The following is an 18,236-nucleotide window of genomic DNA, read 5'->3' as shown; positions in this document are numbered from 1 at the left end:
GGCAGGTCCGCCACCGCCCGCGCGGTGGGGTCCGCTCAGCCGAGGGGGACGGCGTAGCCCGCGTTGGTGTGCCAGTTGGTGACGACCGGCTTCTTCACCGTGACGGTGTCGACCGGCAGGGAGACCGGCTGGGGGTCGTCGTCCCCGATGGCGACGATGATGCTGTCCAGCTCCTTGCCCCCGTCTCCCTTGGCGCTCTTCGGGTTCACCCCCGCGTAGGCGGCCGTGTCCCCGGTCAGCTTGATCTGCCGGGGGGCGGCCTTCTGCGCGGGGCCCGCCTGGGTGCCGTCGGAGCCGAACGCCACGGTCGGCAGGGCGGCGGGCAGATAGCAGGTGATGCCCGCCTTGGCCCTCGCGGTGATCTGGATGTATCCACCGGCCTGGCTCTCGGCCCGGGTGCTCCAGGAGATGTCGTTGGCGCCGCAGGTCTGCTCGACCGGCTTCCGCCGGCCGTCACCGGTGTCGAAGCCGGAGCCGGCCGCTTCCTGCTTCCCCACCTCCTGCTTCCCCGCCTCCTGCTTTTCCGTGCTCTGCTGTCCCTGGTCCGCCGTGACGGCGCCCGTGGCCTTGTCGCTGTCCCCGCACGCGGTCATCAGCAGGACATTGCAGACGAGGGCCGCGGAGGCGAGAGCGGCTTTGCGACGGATACCTGACATGAGATCCCCCTGGTCATTCGGTGGTTGCGGCCGAAGCACCCCCGGCCTGCCGATGCTTGCTCGGCCACTAGGAGGGGGACAGTCGGCGGAGGGGATCCCGGCGCCTTCGTTCCAGGACAGCCCTGTCACGAACCGGTGACACGATCGCGGGGAATCACCGGCTCCCGGCTGGGGCCCGTACAACCAACGGTGGGGCCCAGCAGTCCTGTTCAGCGATATCCGCGTTCGCATGCCAGCCGGTGAAAGATCCGTCGCTGACCAGGACCGAAGGAATCCATGAACCCAGCCAGACGCACCGCCGCCATCGCCTTGGTCCTGGCCACGGCGGGCGGAGTGCTCAGTACCACGGCCGTACCCGCGTCCGCCGCGCCGAAGTGCGCCTCTCCCTCCTTCACCCGGCAGTTCTTCGCGAACACGACGTTCACGGGTACGCCGAAGAAGACGGACTGCGACTCCGCGATCGACCAGAGCTGGGGCCGTGGCGCCCCCGCGTCCGGCCTGCCGTCCGATAACTTCGGTGTGCGCTGGTCGATGACGCGCGACTTCGGTTCCGGCGGCCCCTTCGCCCTCACGGCCTCGGCCCAGGACGGCATACGGGTGTACGTCGACGAGGTCCGCAAGGTCGACCTGTGGAAGAACGTCTCCACCACCGTCAGGAAGACGGTCCATGTGACCGTCCCCCGCGGCAGGCACACGCTCCGCGTGGACTTCGTCAACTGGACGGGCACCGCGAACGTCGGGTTCTCCTACGCACCGCGCACCTCCGCCGCTGTCGACACGGTCAGGCCCCTCGCCCCGGCGGGCGCGGCCGTCTCCTACGACAGTGCCACCGGAGCGGCCACCTTCAGCTGGTCCAGGGGCAAGGAGATGGACCTCGCGAACTACCGGGTCCACCGGCGGCTGAAGGGCGAGGCGTACGGCGGCAAGCCGCTCGCGACGACCACCGGTACCTCGTACACCGACCGGACCCTGCCGAAGACCGGCGCGACCTACTACTACGAGGTACGGGCCGTCGACAAGGCGGGCAACGTCTCCGACGGCAGCGCCGACCGGCCCGCCGTCACCGTCGACAGGACGCCGCCCGCCGCGCCGTCCGTCGAGCCGGGCTCCTGCCCGTCCGGTGAGCCCTACGCCGCTTCCCAGCTGGTCACCACCGTGGAGAACGCCGCCGACATCGCCTGGTACGAGATGCAGCGGTTCGACGCCGCCACCGAGCGCTGGAGCACCGTCCACTCGGGTGTCAGGGGCACGATCTGCGACAAGGGCCATCCCGCCGACGGCAGCGAGGTCACCTACCGGGGCCGAGCCCGGGACGCCGCCGGGAACTGGTCGCCGTACTCGGCGGGCCTGACGTTCACCACCTCGGACCTGACCCCGCCGGCCGCCGTCACACAGCTCCGTGTCGACTACCGCTCGGGCGTTCCGCATCTGGTGTGGGCGCCCGTCGACGGGGCCGCCTCGTACCAGGTCCTCCAGTACGACCCGGCGACCGGCGACTTTGTCGACGCCCGGCCGGAGAAGAGCGACGGCACCCGGACCGAGGTGGTGCCGCGCCAGGTGGCCGCCGTCGCCGACAGCTACCGGTACGCGGTGCGTTCGGTGGACGCCCAGGGGAACGCCGCAGCGCCGGTGGAGATCACGGTGAGGACGGCCGACCGGCCGGAGGCGATCCCCGCGTTCAAGACCACCGCCCGGCGGTTCGACGAGGGCGTGATGATCACGTGGAGCAGCGTCGACCCGTGGACCATGGACGCGGGCGCCCTGCCCACGTACCGGATCACCCGTACCGACACCGCGACCGGCGAGACCAGCACCGTGGACAAGTGCAAGCCCAACAGCTCGCAGGATCTGCCGCTGGAGGATCCGGAGATCCGCTGGACCTGGGCGGACGCTGACGCCCCCTGGTCCGCCCGCAAGCAGGTCAACGGCGTCTGCTGGGATGTCCAGGGCGCGTCGGAGACGACCTATGAGTACCGGATCGTGACGACCGACCGGCACGGGAAGGACTCGCGCCCCGGCCCGGCCGCCACGGAGACCACGCCGGACACCGTGTCTCCCGCCCCGGTGGAGAACCTGACCGCGGAGCGCGTCCCGCTCGGTGTCCGGCTGACCTGGACGCCGCCCGCCGACGCCGATGTCACCGGCTACCACGTATGGCAGGGCGTCACCGACCCGGAGAGCGGCGAGACGGTCTGGAAGGAGAACTGCTGGTTCGGCGCCTCTCTGCCCAGGACCCAGAGGCTCTGCCCGACCGTCCCCGACGGTGCCACCCATGTCTACAAGGTGGCCGCCACGGACGGCCAGGTCTTCGACGACGACAAGCTCCTCGACGCCCTCCGCCCCGCCGAGGTCTCGGTCACCCTGCCCGACACCCGCCCGCCGGGCTGGACGGGGACCACGATCCACGAGGACCAGTACCCCGAGCTGTATGTGGGCTGCTCCGAGACCGCCGGTCTCGGCGACTGCTCCCGTTTCGCGAGCTACCGCGTGGAACGCTGGGACCCCGCCACGGCCGCCTATGCCACCCTGACCGAGGGCCCGACGGGCGGCACCTCCTTCTTCGTGGACACCACGGTGCACGAGGACCGGCTGGGCCTGTACTACTACCGCGTCGTCCGCCTGGACGCCTCGGGCGCGGAGGTCCTGACCCGCTCGGTGGCGTACGGGATCTGGGACTCCTGGCTCTGACCGGACGGGAGAGAGGGGTCCGGAGGATCCTCCGGACCCCTCTCACCGTCCTCTGGTACGGGTTGTCGAGGACATACGGCAATCATGCTGGAGTAGGCGTGGGGGTGGGCGGGACAGCCGCCTCGGCCCGCCGTCCACGGTGTGCCGTGCCGAACCGGCGCAGTCCGGTTTTTCATCGAATCCAGTTCCTCGCGACCGCCCGTCTGGGTTAGGTTCGTGCATGCGCGCTGAGTAGGTGCAGCGTTACGGAGCGGGAAGAGTGTGGCTGCCCGGGGAGTGCCCGCCGCAGCCTGTGCGTCCGGGGGGCCACATGCGAGAGATGTCCAAAGGAGCCAACGTCGCCCTGGCGGCCCTGAGCGAGGACAGCGGTGGCGTCATCGTCAGTCTGAGCTGGAGCAGTGCCGAGGGGGACGGTGACGCGGATGCGTCCGTTCTTCTCCTGGACGACAGCGGCAAGGTCCGCAGCGATGCGGATTTCTATTTCTACAACCACCCGACCGCGGCCGACGGCAGCGTTCAGCTCCTGGGCAAGACACCGACGGACAACGGCAGCGAGGACCGCATCAGCCTCGACCTGACCGCGGTCCCGCTGGATGTCTCCCGCATCGTGCTGGCCGCCAGCCGTTACGACGGTGCCCGCTTCGGCGATCTCCACGACATCCGCTTGACGCTCGCCGACCGTGCGAGTGAGGTGCTGCTCGGCTTCTCCATGGACGACGCGAGCGTGGAGACCGCGTTTGTCTTCGGCGAGCTCTACCGGCGTGGTGAGGAGTGGAAGTTCCGGGCCATCGGGCAGGGGTACGAGAGCGGTCTGGCGGGTCTTGCCGCGGACTTCGGTATCGACATCGACGACGAGGGTGAGGACGAGGCCCCCGAAGAGGCCGGCTCAAAGGGAGCCACCGGGACGGAGGCCCCGGAAGCGGTGACACCAGCACGGTCGCCTGCTGTCACCGACGACCCGGCGTCCCGTCCCCGGCAGGACGCGGGCGCGGAACCGGTACCGCAGAAGACCCTCACACCTCGTGCACGCGGTACCCGGACGGTCAAGAAGAAGGTCACGCTGCCCAAGGTGGCCAAGAAGTCCCTCGCCGAGAACGACGCGTGGAAGCCCTCCCGGCTCTTTCCCGTACCGACTCTCCGGAGCGACAAGGAACGGGAGCTACGGGCCACGTCCGTGCTGCTGTCGGTGATGGCAGAGGTACCGGAGTTCGGGCGCCGCCTCACAGCGGCGTTCGGTGCCCCCGCCGGTCGCATGCAGACCTTCACCGAGGTCTCCTTGCCCCATGGCGACAGCCCCAGGCGCCCCGACGGAGTGATCCGGGTCGAGCGGGCAGGGAAACTGTGGACCGCTCTTGTCGAAACGAAGACCAACGGCAATCCCCTCAAGTCCGAACAGGTCCAGGACTACATGGACATCGCGGCTCGCCGTGGCTACGAGGCAGTGATCACCCTGTCGAATGATGTGGCCCTGGAGGGCAGCCCGCTGGTCGACGTCAAGATCGACGGTCGGCGCAAGCACAAGGTCACTCTGTGGCACCTTTCATGGGCGGAGGTGGCGCACCAGGCACAGATGCTGATCCGCCACGAGGGCGTCGGCAACGCCGCGCACGCCTGGCTGCTGCACGAGCTGCTCCACTACCTCCAGCACGAGAACTCCGGCTGCCACGGTTTTCAGAACATGGGCCCGGCCTGGGTCCCGGTCCGCAACGGCATCGAGGCGGAGACCCTCTCCCAAGGGGATGCCCGTGCCGTCCAGGTGGTGGTGAGCTGGGAGCAGCTCATCCGGCAGATCTGTCTCCGGCTGGGCGGAGAACTGGGCCAGAAGGCTCTGCCCGTGCAACGGGTCAGTCGCGGCACCGATCCGGGCTCCAGGAGGGCCCTGCTCGCCGACCGGCTGTGCGCGGAAGGGCGCCTGTCCTCGGAACTGCGTATCGACGGAACACCGGGCATCTTCACGATCACGGCCGACCTGCGGACCTCCAAGCTGCGGACATCCGTCGACATCCCGATGCCTGAGGGAGGCTACCCGCTCGCCTCGGCCAAGCGCCTGATCCGCTCGCTGGCCGAAGCGCCGGCGGACCTTCATGTGGAGACATTGGTGGAGACCGGCAACGGTCCACGGGGCACGCTGGAGCGGCTGCGCCCCGAGCCGGGTGATCTGCTTCCCCGCGACGGGGCCGCGATAACCGGGTTCCGGCTCTCCCTCTTCAAGGGCATGGGAGGCACCCGGGGTGCCACGGAATCGGGCTTCATCCGAAGTGTCGACGACGCCATCGACCGCTTCTACGGCAGCGTCGTGGCCCACCTGACCCCCTTCGACCGCCGCCACTCCCGCCGGCCCCAGCCCGCCGACCCGGAACCGGTCGGCTGACCTCGCCGGTTGCGCGCCGTATCACGGCCCCCTCAGCACCTGCCCAGGCCACCGTCGGAGGGCGCCACGACTCCTGACTCGTATGCCGCGATCACCAGCTGGGCGCGGTCACGGGCGGCCAGTTTGGACAGCAGACGGCCGATGTGGGTCTTCACCGTGCCCATGCTCAGATGCAGCCGCGCCGTGATCTCGGCGTTCGACAGGCCCCGTGCGATCAGCTCCAGGACCTCGCGTTCCCGCCCCGTCACACCGGCCAGTGGGGCAGGGCCGCCGTGGTCGGGGGCAGGGCGGAGGGCGAACTCCTCGATGAGGCGGCGCGTCACGGACGGAGCCAGCAGGGAGTCGCCCCTGGCGACGACCCGGATGGCGGCCAGTACCTCCGCGGGCGGGGCGTCCTTGAGGAGAAAGCCCGCCGCGCCGGCCCGCAGGCCCGCGTAGACATACTCGTCGAGGTCGAACGTGGTCAGGATCAGCACCCGTACGCCGGCGGTCCCGGGGGAGCCGCAGATCTCCCGGGTCGCCTCGATACCGTCCATGACGGGCATCCGGACATCCATCAGCACCACGTCCGGACGGTGCAGACGGGCCAGCTCGACGGCCTCGGCCCCGTCGCCCGCCTCTCCGACGGCGGTGAGGCCTGGTTCGTTCTCGACGAGGATCCGGAAGGAGCCGCGCAGCAGCACCTGGTCGTCGACGACGAGCACCCGGGTCGCGTCCGTCATACGGTCGTCCTCCCCATGCCGTCCTCCCGCGCACCGTTCTTCGCGCCGTCCTGCGGCAGCCGGGCGGAGACCGCGAAGCCTCCCCCGGGGCGCGGGCCCGCGCTGAACGTCCCGCCGTGCAGGAGCGCCCGCTCCCGCATGCCGACGAGGCCGTGGCCCCCCGTCCGCTCGCGGGCGGTGCCCCGTACACCGTCGTCCGTGATGTCGATACGTACCTCGTGCGGGTCGGACTCGACCGTCACCCGGCAGCGGGCCGGGGCCGCGTGCCGCACCGCATTGGTGAGGGACTCCTGGACGATCCGGTGCACGGCCAGGGCGATTCCCGCAGGCAGAGCGCCATCCGGTACCCGGATGTCCAAGTCGACGTCCACACCCGCCTGCCGTGCCTGATCGGCCAGCCCGTCGAGTGCGTCGAGGCCGGGCGCCGGGCCCAGCGGGGCCGATTCGGCGCGCAGCGCGCCCAGGGTGCGACGCATCTCGGTCATGGCCGCGCGACCGACCTGCTCGATGACCCGCAGGGCGTCCGCCGCCTCCTCCGGGCGGCGCTGGGCCACATGTCCGGCGACCCCCGCCTTCACCACGATCAGGCTGAGGCTGTGCGACACGATGTCGTGCAACTCCCTCGCGATGCGCAGCCGTTCTTCGGCAATGGCGTGCTCGGTGCGTTGGAGGGCGCGCTCGCCCTCCCGGGCCCGGCGGGCGCGTACGGCGAAGCCCGCCGCCCAGCCGCCGCCGAGGACCACCCAGACGATGGCGCCGACGCCGGCCGCACCGCTCCAGGTCCCGGCGGGGGTGACCACGGCCTCCCCCAGAAGGACGGCGGCTGCCGCAAGGACGAGTGCGGCGGCGAGCACGGGCACCGAGCGCCGCGGGGGCCTGGTGAGGGCGACCGCGTAGAGGACGAGGCCGGCTCCGGCCCACGGTTCGCGGGTGACATCCAGGAGGGTGGCGGTGGCGGCCCCGGCGAGTGCCGCCGCCGCAGCCGGTACGGGCCACAGCCGACGGACCGCGACCGGCCCTCCGACCACGGCGGCCACGAGTACCCCCGCCCATGCCGGTCCGGTGTAGACGGGCTGCGTCCCCTCGCCCGACAGCCGGGTGAAACCGACGTACACGACGACGATCAGCAGCGCGGCCGCCACGTCGAGCGTGAACAGATGGCTGCCGTGCAGCCGCCGGGGGACACGCATGGCCCGACCGTACATCGTCAACCGGCCCGTCCCATCAGGGTCATGAGGACCAGGCTGGCGGTGATCACCAGGGCCCAGCGCAGGACCGTGGCCCGACCGGGCGCCGGGCCGTCCCGCAGCACGGTGACACCCAGGGGTACGAGAGCGAGGCAGAGGCCCGCGACAGCTACGACCGACAGCGGCGTGGTGCCCTTCAGTACGCCGAGCGGCAGCACGGCGGTGGCGGCCAGGGCGAGGGCCCGGACCGGCCCCAGTACGCCCGCCCGCCAGGCCCCGACGGCCAGCAGTGGCCAACCTCCCATGATCGCGAGGTTGAGGACGCCGAAGACATGGAAGGCGCCGTAGGTCTCGCCGACGAACCGGGCCGCGACCTCCGCGCCCTGCCGGTCGGCGAACTGGAAGGCGAGGTGATCCACACCGGCATGGAACGTCCGGGCGAAGAGACCCAGAACGGCGAGCACCCCGCCCCACAGCGCCGCCCCCGGACTGCGCCGCCCGATCCGCGCCGCCAGTACGGCGAGGGCCGGCCACAGCAGAACGGTCCCCGCCGCGAAGGCGCCGTAGGAGACCGCGATCGGCCCGGGGTGCTCGACCCGGGCGGCGAGCTGCCCCGGAAAGAAGAAGGGGTAGGGCAGCCGCAGCAGCACCCCGACCCCCAGCAGCACGGGCGCGACCACCAGCGACACCCCGCCCACCCACCGCCCGGGAAAGGGCACCTCACCACCCCACGCCACGGGCAGCAGCCGCGCCCTGCCCGGTGTGCCGTTCTCCTGTACGAGGGGCATGCCCCCGGCCTCCGTCATGCCCCGAACGATCCCGCCCGCACCACCCCTCCCGCGTCGGCCCACGGTCCACTCCCCGCATCGGCCCCAGGTCCGACCTGCCACTCCCGGCGGCTCCGGCATCGGCCCGTGGTCCGACAGCGAGCGGCCGACTGCTCGCCGAAGGCCCGGCCGGTGCCCGGGCGGCGAAAGCCTGGTGTGCGGGGTCGGCGGAACCGGGTAACGTCTTTGTCATGTTCTTCCAGACGCCGATTTACGAGTGAGTGTGTGATGGGCCCCTGCTGACTGACGCCCTTCGGCGTCGTCGCGCCCGTCTCCACCGATGAATCCGTAGATCACTCCACACCATTACCGGGAGGACCCGTGACCGTGAGCAAGAACATCAACAACCCTGTGGGCATGGGCGGCGGGCAGCGCAAGAGGCTGTCCCGCGCCGAACGGCAGAACAACGGCCCGCACCGCAACCTCGACCGCCAGGGTGCCGCCGACCGCAAGGCGGAGCTGGTGCGCAAGATGCGCGAGAAGGCAGGCGCGGCTGAGGACGCCGGACAGACGGACGACGACACCGCCCAGAGCTGACGCCCCGCCGCCGCAGGGTGGCACCGCGACCTGGTTGCCTTCGCGGTGCTGCGCGAGTGGTGCGAAGTTCCGGGATTGGTCTAGACAACACAAGAGCCCCAGGTCGCTGACCTGGGGCTTTTCTATGGAGCGGGTGACGAGAATCGAACTCGCGCTCTGAGCTTGGGAAGCTCATGTTCTACCATTAAACTACACCCGCTTGACCACCCGGAGTGATCGGGTAGCGCGCCGCCCACTCTACCGCATTCTTTCGGGGGCGTGTACGGGCCCGGGGAAGCGGCGTCGTGTGCGGGGTGGGGGGCGGGAGTTGAGGGGTGGGGGGATCCCCTAGGGTGGGCCGTCGTCCGCGGATGCTGGGGAAAGGTCGATGGACTTGATGGAGCACACTCTCGTTCGCTGTGCCGAAGGGCATGTCTTCGCCGCTGTGTCGTTTCCGATGCGGCGGCTCGGGGCCGGGAGGATCGGGCCCGGGCGGTTGATGAGGTGTCCGCGGTGTGCGCGGTTGAGGAGCGCGGTGCCGGTGGAGCGGGCCGCGCGGTAGGGCGGCGGGGCCGTGGCGGGGCGCGCGGGGTCGTCCGAGTAGGGCGGGTCCGGGCGTTCTGCGTATCCTCGGGGGGTGCTTCTCTCAGACAAGGACATCCGGGCCGAGATCGACGCCGGACGGGTTCGCATCGACCCGTATGACGAATCCATGGTGCAGCCTTCGAGTATCGATGTGCGGCTGGACCGCTACTTCCGGGTGTTCGAGAACCACCGCTATCCGCATATCGACCCAGCGGTCGAGCAGGCGGATCTCACCCGGACCGTCGAGCCCGACGGCGACGAGGCATTCATCCTCCACCCCGGGGAATTCGTGCTGGCGTCGACCTATGAGGTCATCTCGCTGCCCAACGATCTCGCGTCGCGGCTGGAGGGAAAGAGCTCGCTGGGACGGCTCGGACTGGTCACCCACTCGACCGCCGGCTTTATCGACCCGGGCTTCTCCGGCCATGTCACGCTGGAGCTCTCCAACCTCGCCACCCTGCCGATCAAGCTCTGGCCGGGGATGAAGATCGGGCAGCTCTGCATGTTCCGGCTCAGCTCGCCCGCCGAGCACGCGTACGGGAGCGAGCGCTACGGCTCCCGCTATCAGGGCCAGCGCGGCCCCACGGCCTCGCGGTCGTTCCAGAACTTCCATCGGACCCAGGTGTGAGCATGAGTGACGTACGAGAGAACCTGACGTACGAGAAGTTCGGCGGGGCCATCCGGGAGCTGGCGCAGACCATCGCCGACGACGGGTACGAGCCCGATGTCGTCCTCTCCATCGCGCGGGGCGGTGTCTTTGTCGCGGGCGGTCTCGCGTACGCGCTGGACTGCAAGAACATCCACCTGGTCAATGTGGAGTTCTACACCGGTATCGGAACGACGCTGGAGATGCCGGTCATGCTGGCGCCGGTGCCCGACGCGATCGACTTCAGCAACAAGAAGGTCCTCATCGCGGACGATGTCGCCGACACCGGCAAGACCCTCAAGCTGGTCCATGACTTCTGCAAGGACCATGTCGCCGAGGTCCGGTCCGCCGTCATCTATGAGAAGTCGCACTCTCTGGTGAAGTGCGAGTACGTCTGGAAGCGCACCGACGACTGGATCAATTTCCCCTGGAGCGTCGAAAAGCCCGTCGTCCGGCGCGCCGGGCAGATCCTCGACGCCTGACCGGAGGACGGCAGAGCACGGTAGAGGACGGCAGAGGAAGACGGCAAAAGACGGACCGTGATGTGCGGAGGGGCCCGACCGGATCAACCGGTCGGGCCCCTCCGCGTCGCAGTCGCTCAGATCGTGCCCAGCTTGATCAGCGACAGCAGCGCGATCAGCTGGATCGCCGACGCGCCCAGCGCCTTGGGCCACGGCAGGTCGTGGGACCGGCTCATCATCAGGGTGAACAGGGCGCCCGCGCCCAGCCAGGTGGCCCAGCCGAGGATCTGGACGAACGCGTTCTCGCCGCCGAGGAACATCGCGAAGAGCAGCCGGGGCGCGTCCGTGATCGACATGATCAGCATGGAGAGGCCGACGGTCGGCTGCCAGGACCCGGTGCCGCCCAGCTGGCGGCCGAGGGTGTGGGTCACCGCGCCCATGATCAGGCCGCCGATCACAAAGGCGACGCCCGTGGTCAGGACATAGGGGACCGCCGTGGAGATGGTGGCGTTGATCGTCTCCTCGCGGGCCTGGTCGAACCCGAAGATCGCCAGCGCCCCGTAGAGGAAGGTGACGGCCAGCGCCGGGCCCCAGACGGCGTAGTCGCGCATCTGCCAGAACGTCTCCGTGGGCCGCAGCACGATCCCGCTCAGCAGCTGCTTCCACGGGAGCCGGGGGCCCGCCGGGGGAGCAGCGGAGGAGCCGGCCTGGTAGACCGCGCCCTCGCCGTAGGGGTCCTCCACCGAGAACGCCTGGGTATGGCCGGGGTTGTTCGCGTACGGGTCCTGCTGGCCCCCGCCGTGGTGGTGCTGCTGCTGCCCGTGGTGGGGGCGCTGCTGCTGATACGGGTCGGGCTCGCCGAAGTACTCCGGCTCGCCCTGGCCGCCGGGGTGGCCGCCCTGGCCCCGTGCGGGGTAGCCGCCGTGCCCCGGGTGCCCACCGTGGCCGGGGTAGCCGGGCGGTCCGCCCTGGCCGGGATGCCCGGGGTGGCCCTGGTGCCCAGGGTGTCCGGAGTGGCCCTGGTGGCCGGGCGGGCTCGACTGCGGCCACCGCGGCGGCTGTTGCTGCTGGGCATGGGGCGGCGCCGCCTGTCCACCCCCGTGTCCGGGTGGTGCCTGCGGTCGCTGCTGCTGTGTGCGGTTGTCCCGGCCGCGTCCGATCCTGAATCCAGCCACGTTCCCGAACGTACCCGCTCCCGGGGCGACGAGTCAGACAGGAGGGGCGTCAGGGGTGCTTTGCGGCCGACCTGTGACATCCCCTAGGGGCACCCCCAAGGAGACGCCCCCTGGGTACGGGTGTGCCCCCGTACCGCTGGGGGTACGGGGGCACACGCCACGGGCCTACTGCACGGGCTCCGGCTCCGGAGCGCCCTCCGGCTCCTCGGACGGTGCCGGGTCCGACGGCGGGGTCTTCACCGACTCCAGCAGCAGCTGGGCCACGTCCACCACCTTCAGGCTCTCCTTCGCCTGGCCGTCGTTCTTCTTGCCGTTGACCGAGTCGGTCAGCATCACCAGGCAGAACGGGCAGGCGGTGGAGACGATGTCCGGGTTGAGGGAGAGCGCCTCGTCCACCCGCTCGTTGTTGATCCGCTTGCCGATGCGCTCCTCCATCCACATCCGCGCGCCACCGGCGCCGCAGCAGAAGCCGCGTTCCTTGTGGCGGTGCATCTCCTGCTGGCGCAGCCCCGGCACCTTGTCCATGATCTCGCGCGGAGGCGTGTAGATCTTGTTGTGACGGCCCAGGTAGCAGGGGTCGTGATAGGTGATCAGCCCCTCGACCGGGGTGACCGGGATCAGCCGGCCCTCGTCGATCAGATGCTGGAGCAGCTGGGTGTGGTGGATGACCTCGTAGTCGCCGCCCAGCTGCGGGTACTCATTGGCGATGGTGTTGAAGCAGTGCGGGCAGGTCGACACGATTTTCTTGGACGACTTGGGCTTACGGGTGGACTCCTCCACCTTCCCGTCGTCGTCGAAGGACTCGCCGAACGCCATGTTCAGCATGGCCACGTTCTCCTGGCCCAGCTGCTGGAAGAGCGGCTCATTGCCCAGGCGCCGGGGTGAGTCACCGGTGCACTTCTCCTCGCCGCCCATGATCGCGAACTTCACGCCCGCGATGTGCAGCAGCTCGGCGAAGGCCTTGGTGGTCTTCTTCGCCCGGTCCTCCAGGGCGCCCGCGCAGCCGACCCAGTAGAGGTACTCCACCTCGGTCAGGTCCTCGATGTCCCTGCCCACGATCGGGACCTCGAAATCGACCTCCTTGGTCCACTCGACGCGCTGCTTCTTGGCGAGCCCCCAGGGGTTGCCCTTCTTCTCCAGGTTCTTCAGCATCGTGCCCGCCTCGGAGGGGAAGGCCGACTCGATCATCACCTGGTAGCGGCGCATGTCGACGATGTGGTCGATGTGCTCGATGTCCACCGGGCACTGCTCCACACAGGCGCCGCAGGTGGTGCAGGACCAGAGCACATCCGGGTCGATGACGCCGTTCTCCTCGGCGGTGCCGATCAGCGGGCGCTCCGCCTCGGCCAGGGCGCTCGCGGGGACGTCCTTCAGCTGCTCCTCGGTCGCCTTCTCCTCGCCCTCCATCGTCCTGCCGCCGCCGGCCAGCAGATAGGGGGCCTTGGCGTGCGCGTGGTCGCGCAGCGACATGATCAGCAGCTTGGGGGAGAGCGGCTTGCCGGTGTTCCAGGCGGGGCACTGCGACTGGCACCGTCCGCACTCGGTGCAGGTGGAGAAGTCGAGGATGCCCTTCCAGGAGAAGTGCTCGACCTGGGAGACGCCGAAGACGGCCTCCTCGTCCTCCTCGAAGACGGTCTCGAAGTCGATCTCCTTGCCGCGGGAGGTCATCGGCTGGAGCGCGCCCAGCGCGGTGGCCCCGTCGGCGTTCCGCTTGAACCAGATATTGGGGAAGCCCAGGAAGCGGTGCCAGGCCACGCCCATATTGGTGTTCAGCGAGACCGTGATCATCCAGATCAGCGAGACGCCGATCTTGATCATGGCGGTGAAGTAGATGAGGGTCTGGAGGGTGCTGACGTCCAGCCCCTCGAAGGCCATGACCAGGGGGTACGAGACGAAGTACGCGGGCTCGTACCCGTCGACGTGGTGGATGGCGCCCTCAAGGCCGCGCAGGGCCAGGATGGCCAGGCCGATGGTGAGGATCACGTACTCGACGAAGTACGCCTGCCATGCCTTGGAGCCCGCGAAGCGTGACTTGCGGCCCGGCCGGGAGGGGAGGTTCAGCAGCCGGATCGCGATCAGCACCAGGATGCCGACCACCGTCATCAGGCCGATGAACTCGATGTACATCTCGAACGGGAGGAAGCCGCCGAGGACCGGCAGGACCCAGTCGGCCTGGAAGAGCTGCCCGTACGCCTGGGCCAGGGTCGGTGGCAGGGTGAGGAAGCCGATCGCGACGAACCAGTGCGCGAAGCCCACGATGCCCCACCGGTTCATCCGGGTGTGGCCCAGGAACTCCTTGGCCAGGGTGATCGTGCGCTGTTGGGGATCATCGGTCCGGCTGCCGGCCGGGACGGGCTGGCCGAGCAGCACGAACCGGTAGATCTGTGCGACGGCGCGGGCGATGAGCGCAACGCCGACCACGGTCAGAACCAGTGACACGACGATCGCGGCGAGTTGCATTTCGGGGCTCCTCGGGCCTGCGAGGTGGGGAAAGATCGAGACTACTAAGCGGTAACTTATCCAGTTCTGCTGACACTACCCATTTCTGACGCCGCACTGTAGTGAGGCGACCGGTGATCTGTATCGCTCAGGTGAGCCTTCCCCGCGCGGCTCCAGCGGCGCTCCAGGGGTGTACGCCGGCAGCGCGCTCAGAGGGCGGGGCGCCGCCACCCCGGGGTGCGCCGCCCCGGGGTGCGCGGTCCGGGGGTGTGCCGCCCCGGGGTGCCAGGAGCGCCCGGGGTGCGCGCGGCCGGGGAGCGCCCCCTGATCGCCCGCAGGGCCGTCCGCGCCAGGATCGACAGGTCCATGCCCAGCCAGTGCTCCTCCAGATAGTGGAGGTCCAGCACCGCGCGCTCCTCCCAGGGCAGGCCGGAGCGGCCCCCGATCTGCCAGGGGCCCGTCATCCCGGGGCGCACCGAGCTTCTGGCGCGCTCCGGGCCCCGTGCCGACCAGGCCGTCTCCAGGGGCACCGGGCGCGGTCCGACCAGGGACATCTCCCCGCGTACGACATGGAGCAGCTCGGGCAGGTGGTCGAGGAAGTGGCGGCGCAGCAGCCGCCCGGTCCTGGTCGCGGGGTCGGCACGGAAGGTGAGCAGGGCGAAGGGGCGCTCGGCGAGGCCCGCCCGTACCCGGGGGACGAGGACGGGGCCCCGGGAGGCCGCCGCCACCGCCGCCGCGACCGTCAGCAGTACGGGGGAGAGCGCGAGCAGCAGCAGGGCGCCGATGGCCAGGTCGACCAGGCGTTTCGCGGGGGCCGACGCACACCGCGCCCGAGGGGGGCGGGAGCGCGCCGCTCCGCCGGCCCGTCGGTCCGGCCCCGTCGCCCGCTCGTCGCTCATGGTGGTCCCGCTCCGGTCCCGCGCCCGCTCCTGCGTCCCGCCCGTGGCGCCGCCCGCCGTCCCCGGCCGGGTACGTGCCGCCCGCCGTCCCCGGGTACGTACGGAGCGGGCGTGACGCATACCGATACCGGGGAACTCTTGCAGATAGCGGCAGAAAACGGGCCGTCCGCCACGCGGTGCCCCCGCCCGCAGCCCTGGGGGTCACCCGCTCTCCGCCCCGGTGACCCCCAGGGCTGCGGATAAGCGCTGGATAAAAGTTGAGTGCCTTCGACTCAGGTCTGTTGACTAGGGAAGGGGAGTCGTGCATCCTTGAGCCAGTTCCACTCAAGTAGTCAGCTGGAGGAATTGACATGGCACGTGCGGTCGGCATCGACCTGGGCACGACTAACTCCGTCGTCAGCGTTCTGGAGGGCGGCGAGCCCACCGTCATCACCAACGCCGAGGGTGCCCGGACCACGCCGTCCGTCGTCGCCTTCGCGAAGAACGGTGAAGTGCTGGTCGGAGAGGTCGCCAAGCGTCAGGCGGTCACCAATGTGGACCGGACGATCCGTTCGGTGAAGCGCCACATGGGCACCGACTGGAAGATCGACATCGACGGGAAGACCTTCAACCCGCAGCAGATGAGCGCCTTCATCCTGCAGAAGCTCAAGCGGGACGCCGAGGCCTACCTGGGCGAGAAGGTCGCCGACGCGGTCATCACCGTTCCGGCGTACTTCAACGACTCCGAGCGCCAGGCCACCAAGGAGGCCGGTGAGATCGCGGGTCTGAACGTCCTGCGCATCGTCAACGAGCCCACGGCCGCCGCGCTGGCGTACGGCCTGGACAAGGACGACCAGACGATCCTCGTCTTCGACCTCGGTGGCGGCACCTTCGACGTGTCCCTCCTGGAGATCGGCGACGGCGTCGTCGAGGTGAAGGCCACCAACGGTGACAACCACCTCGGTGGTGACGACTGGGACCAGCGCGTCGTCGACTTCCTGGTGAAGCAGTTCGCCAACGGTCACGGCGTGGACCTCGGCAAGGACAAGATGGCGCTCCAGCGTCTCCGCGAGGCCGCGGAGAAGGCGAAGATCGAGCTGTCGTCCTCCACCGAGACGTCGATCAACCTGCCCTACATCACGGCCTCCGCCGAGGGCCCGCTGCACCTGGACGAGAAGCTCACCCGGGCCCAGTTCCAGCAGCTGACCGCGGACCTCCTGGACCGTTGCAAGACCCCCTTCCACAACGTCATCAAGGACGCGGGCATCGCCCTCTCCGAGATCGACCACGTGGTCCTGGTCGGCGGTTCCACCCGTATGCCCGCCGTCGCCGAGCTCGTCAAGGAGCTGACCGGCGGCAAGGAGGCCAACAAGGGTGTGAACCCGGACGAGGTCGTCGCCATCGGCGCCTCGCTCCAGGCCGGTGTCCTCAAGGGTGAGGTCAAGGACGTCCTGCTCCTCGACGTGACCCCGCTGTCCCTCGGTATCGAGACCAAGGGCGGCATCATGACCAAGCTGATCGAGCGCAACACCACGATCCCGACCAAGCGGTCCGAGATCTTCACCACGGCCGAGGACAACCAGCCGTCCGTGCAGATCCAGGTCTACCAGGGCGAGCGCGAGATCGCGGCGTACAACAAGAAGCTCGGCATGTTCGAGCTGACCGGCCTGCCGCCGGCCCCGCGCGGGGTGCCGCAGATCGAGGTCTCCTTCGACATCGACGCCAACGGCATCATGCATGTCACGGCGAAGGACCTGGGCACCGGCAAGGAGCAGAAGATGACCGTCACCGGCGGCTCCTCGCTGCCGAAGGACGAGGTCGACCGGATGCGCCAGGAGGCCGAGCAGTACGCGGACGAGGACCACCGCCGCCGCGAGGCCGCCGAGGTCCGCAACCAGGGCGAGCAGCTCGTCTACCAGACCGAGAAGTTCCTCAAGGACAACGAGGACAAGGTCCCGGGCGAGGTCAAGACCGAGGTCGAGACCGCCATCGCCGAGCTGAAGGAGAAGCTCAAGGGCGAGGACTCCGCCGAGATCCGCACCGCCACCGAGAAGGTCGCCGCCGTCTCCCAGAAGCTCGGCCAGGCGATGTACGCCGACGCCCAGGCGCAGCAGCCGGCGGGCGGTGACGCCCAGGGCGGCGCCGGCCAGCAGGCCAAGGCCGAGGACGATGTCGTGGACGCGGAGATCGTGGACGACGAGAAGGACCCCAAGGGTGGTGCCGCGTGACGGAGGAGACCCCGGGCTTCGAGGAGAAGCCCGACGTCCCTTCCGGCGCCACACCTGACGACGCCGCCGAGGCCGTCGACTCCAGCGAGCAGGAGGAGAAGACGGCCCCGGCAGGGGACGCGGCAAGGATCACCGGCCTGACCGCCGAGCTGGACCAGGTGCGTACCGCGCTCACCGAGCGCACGGGCGACCTCCAGCGGCTCCAGGCCGAGTACCAGAACTACCGCCGCCGGGTGGAGCGGGACCGGGTAGCGGTCAAGGAGGTCGCCACGGCGACCCTCCTGACCGAGCTGCTGCCCGTGCTCGACGACATCGGGCGCGCCCGGGAGCACGGGGAGCTGGTGGGCGGCTTCAAGTCGGTCGCCGAGTCCCTGGAGACCGCGGCGGCGAAGATGGGCCTCCAGCAGTTCGGCAAGGAGGGCGAGCCCTTCGACCCGACGATCCACGAGGCGCTGATGCACAGCTACGCGCCGGATGTCACCGAGACCACATGCGTCGCGGTGCTCCAGCCGGGGTATCGCATCGGCGAGCGCACCATCCGCCCCGCCCGCGTCGCGGTGGCCGAGCCCCAGCCGGGCGCGGCCCCCGCCTCCGGCAAGGACGAGGCGGCGGCGAAGGACGAGGAGAGCGGTGGCCCCGACGAGGGCTGACGCGCGGCGGACCAGGACCGTCCGGGGATGTGACCGGGGGGCCGTCCGGGGTGTGACCCCGGACGGCCCCCGGGCCCCTGTCCGTCTCCTGGCCGCAGGCACGGAGGCCCCGGCGACCGCCGGCAGTACGACCCGTAGCGGGATGTGCGGTGGGACCCACAGCACGACCCGCGATACGAACCACAGCACGACCCGCGACATGAACCG

14 protein-coding genes and 1 tRNA gene are annotated in these 18,236 nt (G+C 70.0%); 7 read left to right on the top strand and 8 right to left on the bottom strand.

Translation table 11 applies throughout. The features are described 5' to 3' along the window. Positions 1-35 precede the first annotated feature (35 nt). Positions 36-656 carry a DUF4232 domain-containing protein gene (locus tag ABT354_RS06460; protein WP_351489815.1) on the bottom strand — a complete coding sequence of 207 codons (621 nt, stop codon included), beginning with the start codon at positions 654-656 and terminating at the stop codon, positions 36-38. Positions 657-932: 276 nt separating this feature from the next. On the opposite strand from ABT354_RS06460, the gene ABT354_RS06455 reads away from it, so the two are divergent. After that, positions 933-3,344 (top strand): PA14 domain-containing protein, encoded by a 2,412-nt coding sequence (locus tag ABT354_RS06455; RefSeq protein WP_351489813.1) that lies wholly within the window; start codon positions 933-935, stop codon positions 3,342-3,344. 310 nt (positions 3,345-3,654) lie between these two features. Further along, positions 3,655-5,715 (top strand): TerD family protein, encoded by a 2,061-nt coding sequence (locus ABT354_RS06450; RefSeq protein ID WP_351489810.1) that lies wholly within the window; start codon positions 3,655-3,657, stop codon positions 5,713-5,715. Between the two features lie 32 nt (positions 5,716-5,747). On the opposite strand, the gene ABT354_RS06445 is transcribed toward ABT354_RS06450, so the two are convergent. The 3 genes from ABT354_RS06445 to ABT354_RS06435 are packed head-to-tail and all read right to left on the bottom strand — an operon-like array spanning position 5,748 to position 8,430. Continuing rightward, positions 5,748-6,437: a response regulator gene (locus ABT354_RS06445; protein WP_351489808.1), complete on the bottom strand. Its 690-nt coding sequence runs from the start codon at positions 6,435-6,437 to the stop codon at positions 5,748-5,750. Further along, complete coding sequence (locus tag ABT354_RS06440; RefSeq protein ID WP_351489806.1) at positions 6,434-7,627, bottom strand: sensor histidine kinase; 1,194 nt, start codon at positions 7,625-7,627, stop codon at positions 6,434-6,436. Before ABT354_RS06440 ends, ABT354_RS06445 begins: the two co-directional genes overlap by 4 nt. 17 nt (positions 7,628-7,644) lie before the next feature. Beyond that, positions 7,645-8,430: a hypothetical protein gene (locus ABT354_RS06435; protein WP_351489804.1), complete on the bottom strand. Its 786-nt coding sequence runs from the start codon at positions 8,428-8,430 to the stop codon at positions 7,645-7,647. Positions 8,431-8,772: 342 nt separating this feature from the next. On the opposite strand from ABT354_RS06435, the gene ABT354_RS06430 reads away from it, so the two are divergent. Beyond that, a complete protein-coding gene (locus ABT354_RS06430; RefSeq protein WP_351489802.1) occupies positions 8,773-8,988 on the top strand; it encodes a DUF6243 family protein in 216 nt (71 codons plus the stop codon). A gap of 125 nt (positions 8,989-9,113) precedes the next feature. Here the strand turns inward: ABT354_RS06430 and ABT354_RS06425 are convergent. After that, positions 9,114-9,187: transfer RNA gene (locus ABT354_RS06425), tRNA-Gly, on the bottom strand. Positions 9,188-9,604: 417 nt separating this feature from the next. On the opposite strand from ABT354_RS06425, the gene dcd reads away from it, so the two are divergent. Both dcd and ABT354_RS06415 read left to right on the top strand, forming a co-directional pair. Further along, entirely contained in the window at positions 9,605-10,180 is a 576-nt protein-coding gene (gene dcd / locus ABT354_RS06420) for a dCTP deaminase (protein ID WP_351489800.1), read from the top strand. 2 nt (positions 10,181-10,182) lie between these two features. Further along, a complete protein-coding gene (locus tag ABT354_RS06415; RefSeq protein ID WP_351489798.1) occupies positions 10,183-10,680 on the top strand; it encodes a phosphoribosyltransferase in 498 nt (165 codons plus the stop codon). A 116-nt stretch (positions 10,681-10,796) separates the two neighbouring features. Here the strand turns inward: ABT354_RS06415 and ABT354_RS06410 are convergent, their stop codons facing one another. From ABT354_RS06410 to ABT354_RS06400, 3 genes are all read right to left on the bottom strand, one after another. Further along, positions 10,797-11,834 carry a Yip1 family protein gene (locus ABT354_RS06410; protein ID WP_351489796.1) on the bottom strand — a complete coding sequence of 346 codons (1,038 nt, stop codon included), beginning with the start codon at positions 11,832-11,834 and terminating at the stop codon, positions 10,797-10,799. A 165-nt stretch (positions 11,835-11,999) separates the two neighbouring features. Beyond that, entirely contained in the window at positions 12,000-14,294 is a 2,295-nt protein-coding gene (locus ABT354_RS06405) for a heterodisulfide reductase-related iron-sulfur binding cluster (protein ID WP_351489794.1), read from the bottom strand. 188 nt (positions 14,295-14,482) lie between these two features. After that, a complete protein-coding gene (locus ABT354_RS06400) occupies positions 14,483-15,172 on the bottom strand; it encodes a sugar transferase (RefSeq protein ID WP_351489792.1) in 690 nt (229 codons plus the stop codon). Positions 15,173-15,522: 350 nt separating this feature from the next. On the opposite strand from ABT354_RS06400, the gene dnaK reads away from it, so the two are divergent. After that, a complete protein-coding gene (gene dnaK, locus ABT354_RS06395; RefSeq protein ID WP_351489789.1) occupies positions 15,523-17,379 on the top strand; it encodes a molecular chaperone DnaK in 1,857 nt (618 codons plus the stop codon). Then, positions 17,376-18,029: a nucleotide exchange factor GrpE gene (grpE, locus tag ABT354_RS06390; RefSeq protein ID WP_351489787.1), complete on the top strand. Its 654-nt coding sequence runs from the start codon at positions 17,376-17,378 to the stop codon at positions 18,027-18,029. Before dnaK ends, grpE begins: the two co-directional genes overlap by 4 nt. Positions 18,030-18,236 lie beyond the last annotated feature (207 nt).

It is taken from the genome of Streptomyces sp. NPDC000594, assembly GCF_040299965.1.
Lineage (GTDB): Bacteria > Actinomycetota > Actinomycetes > Streptomycetales > Streptomycetaceae > Streptomyces.
The sequence above is the reverse complement of the archived record's forward strand: the minus strand, read 5'-3'. Positions and strand labels throughout refer to the sequence as shown.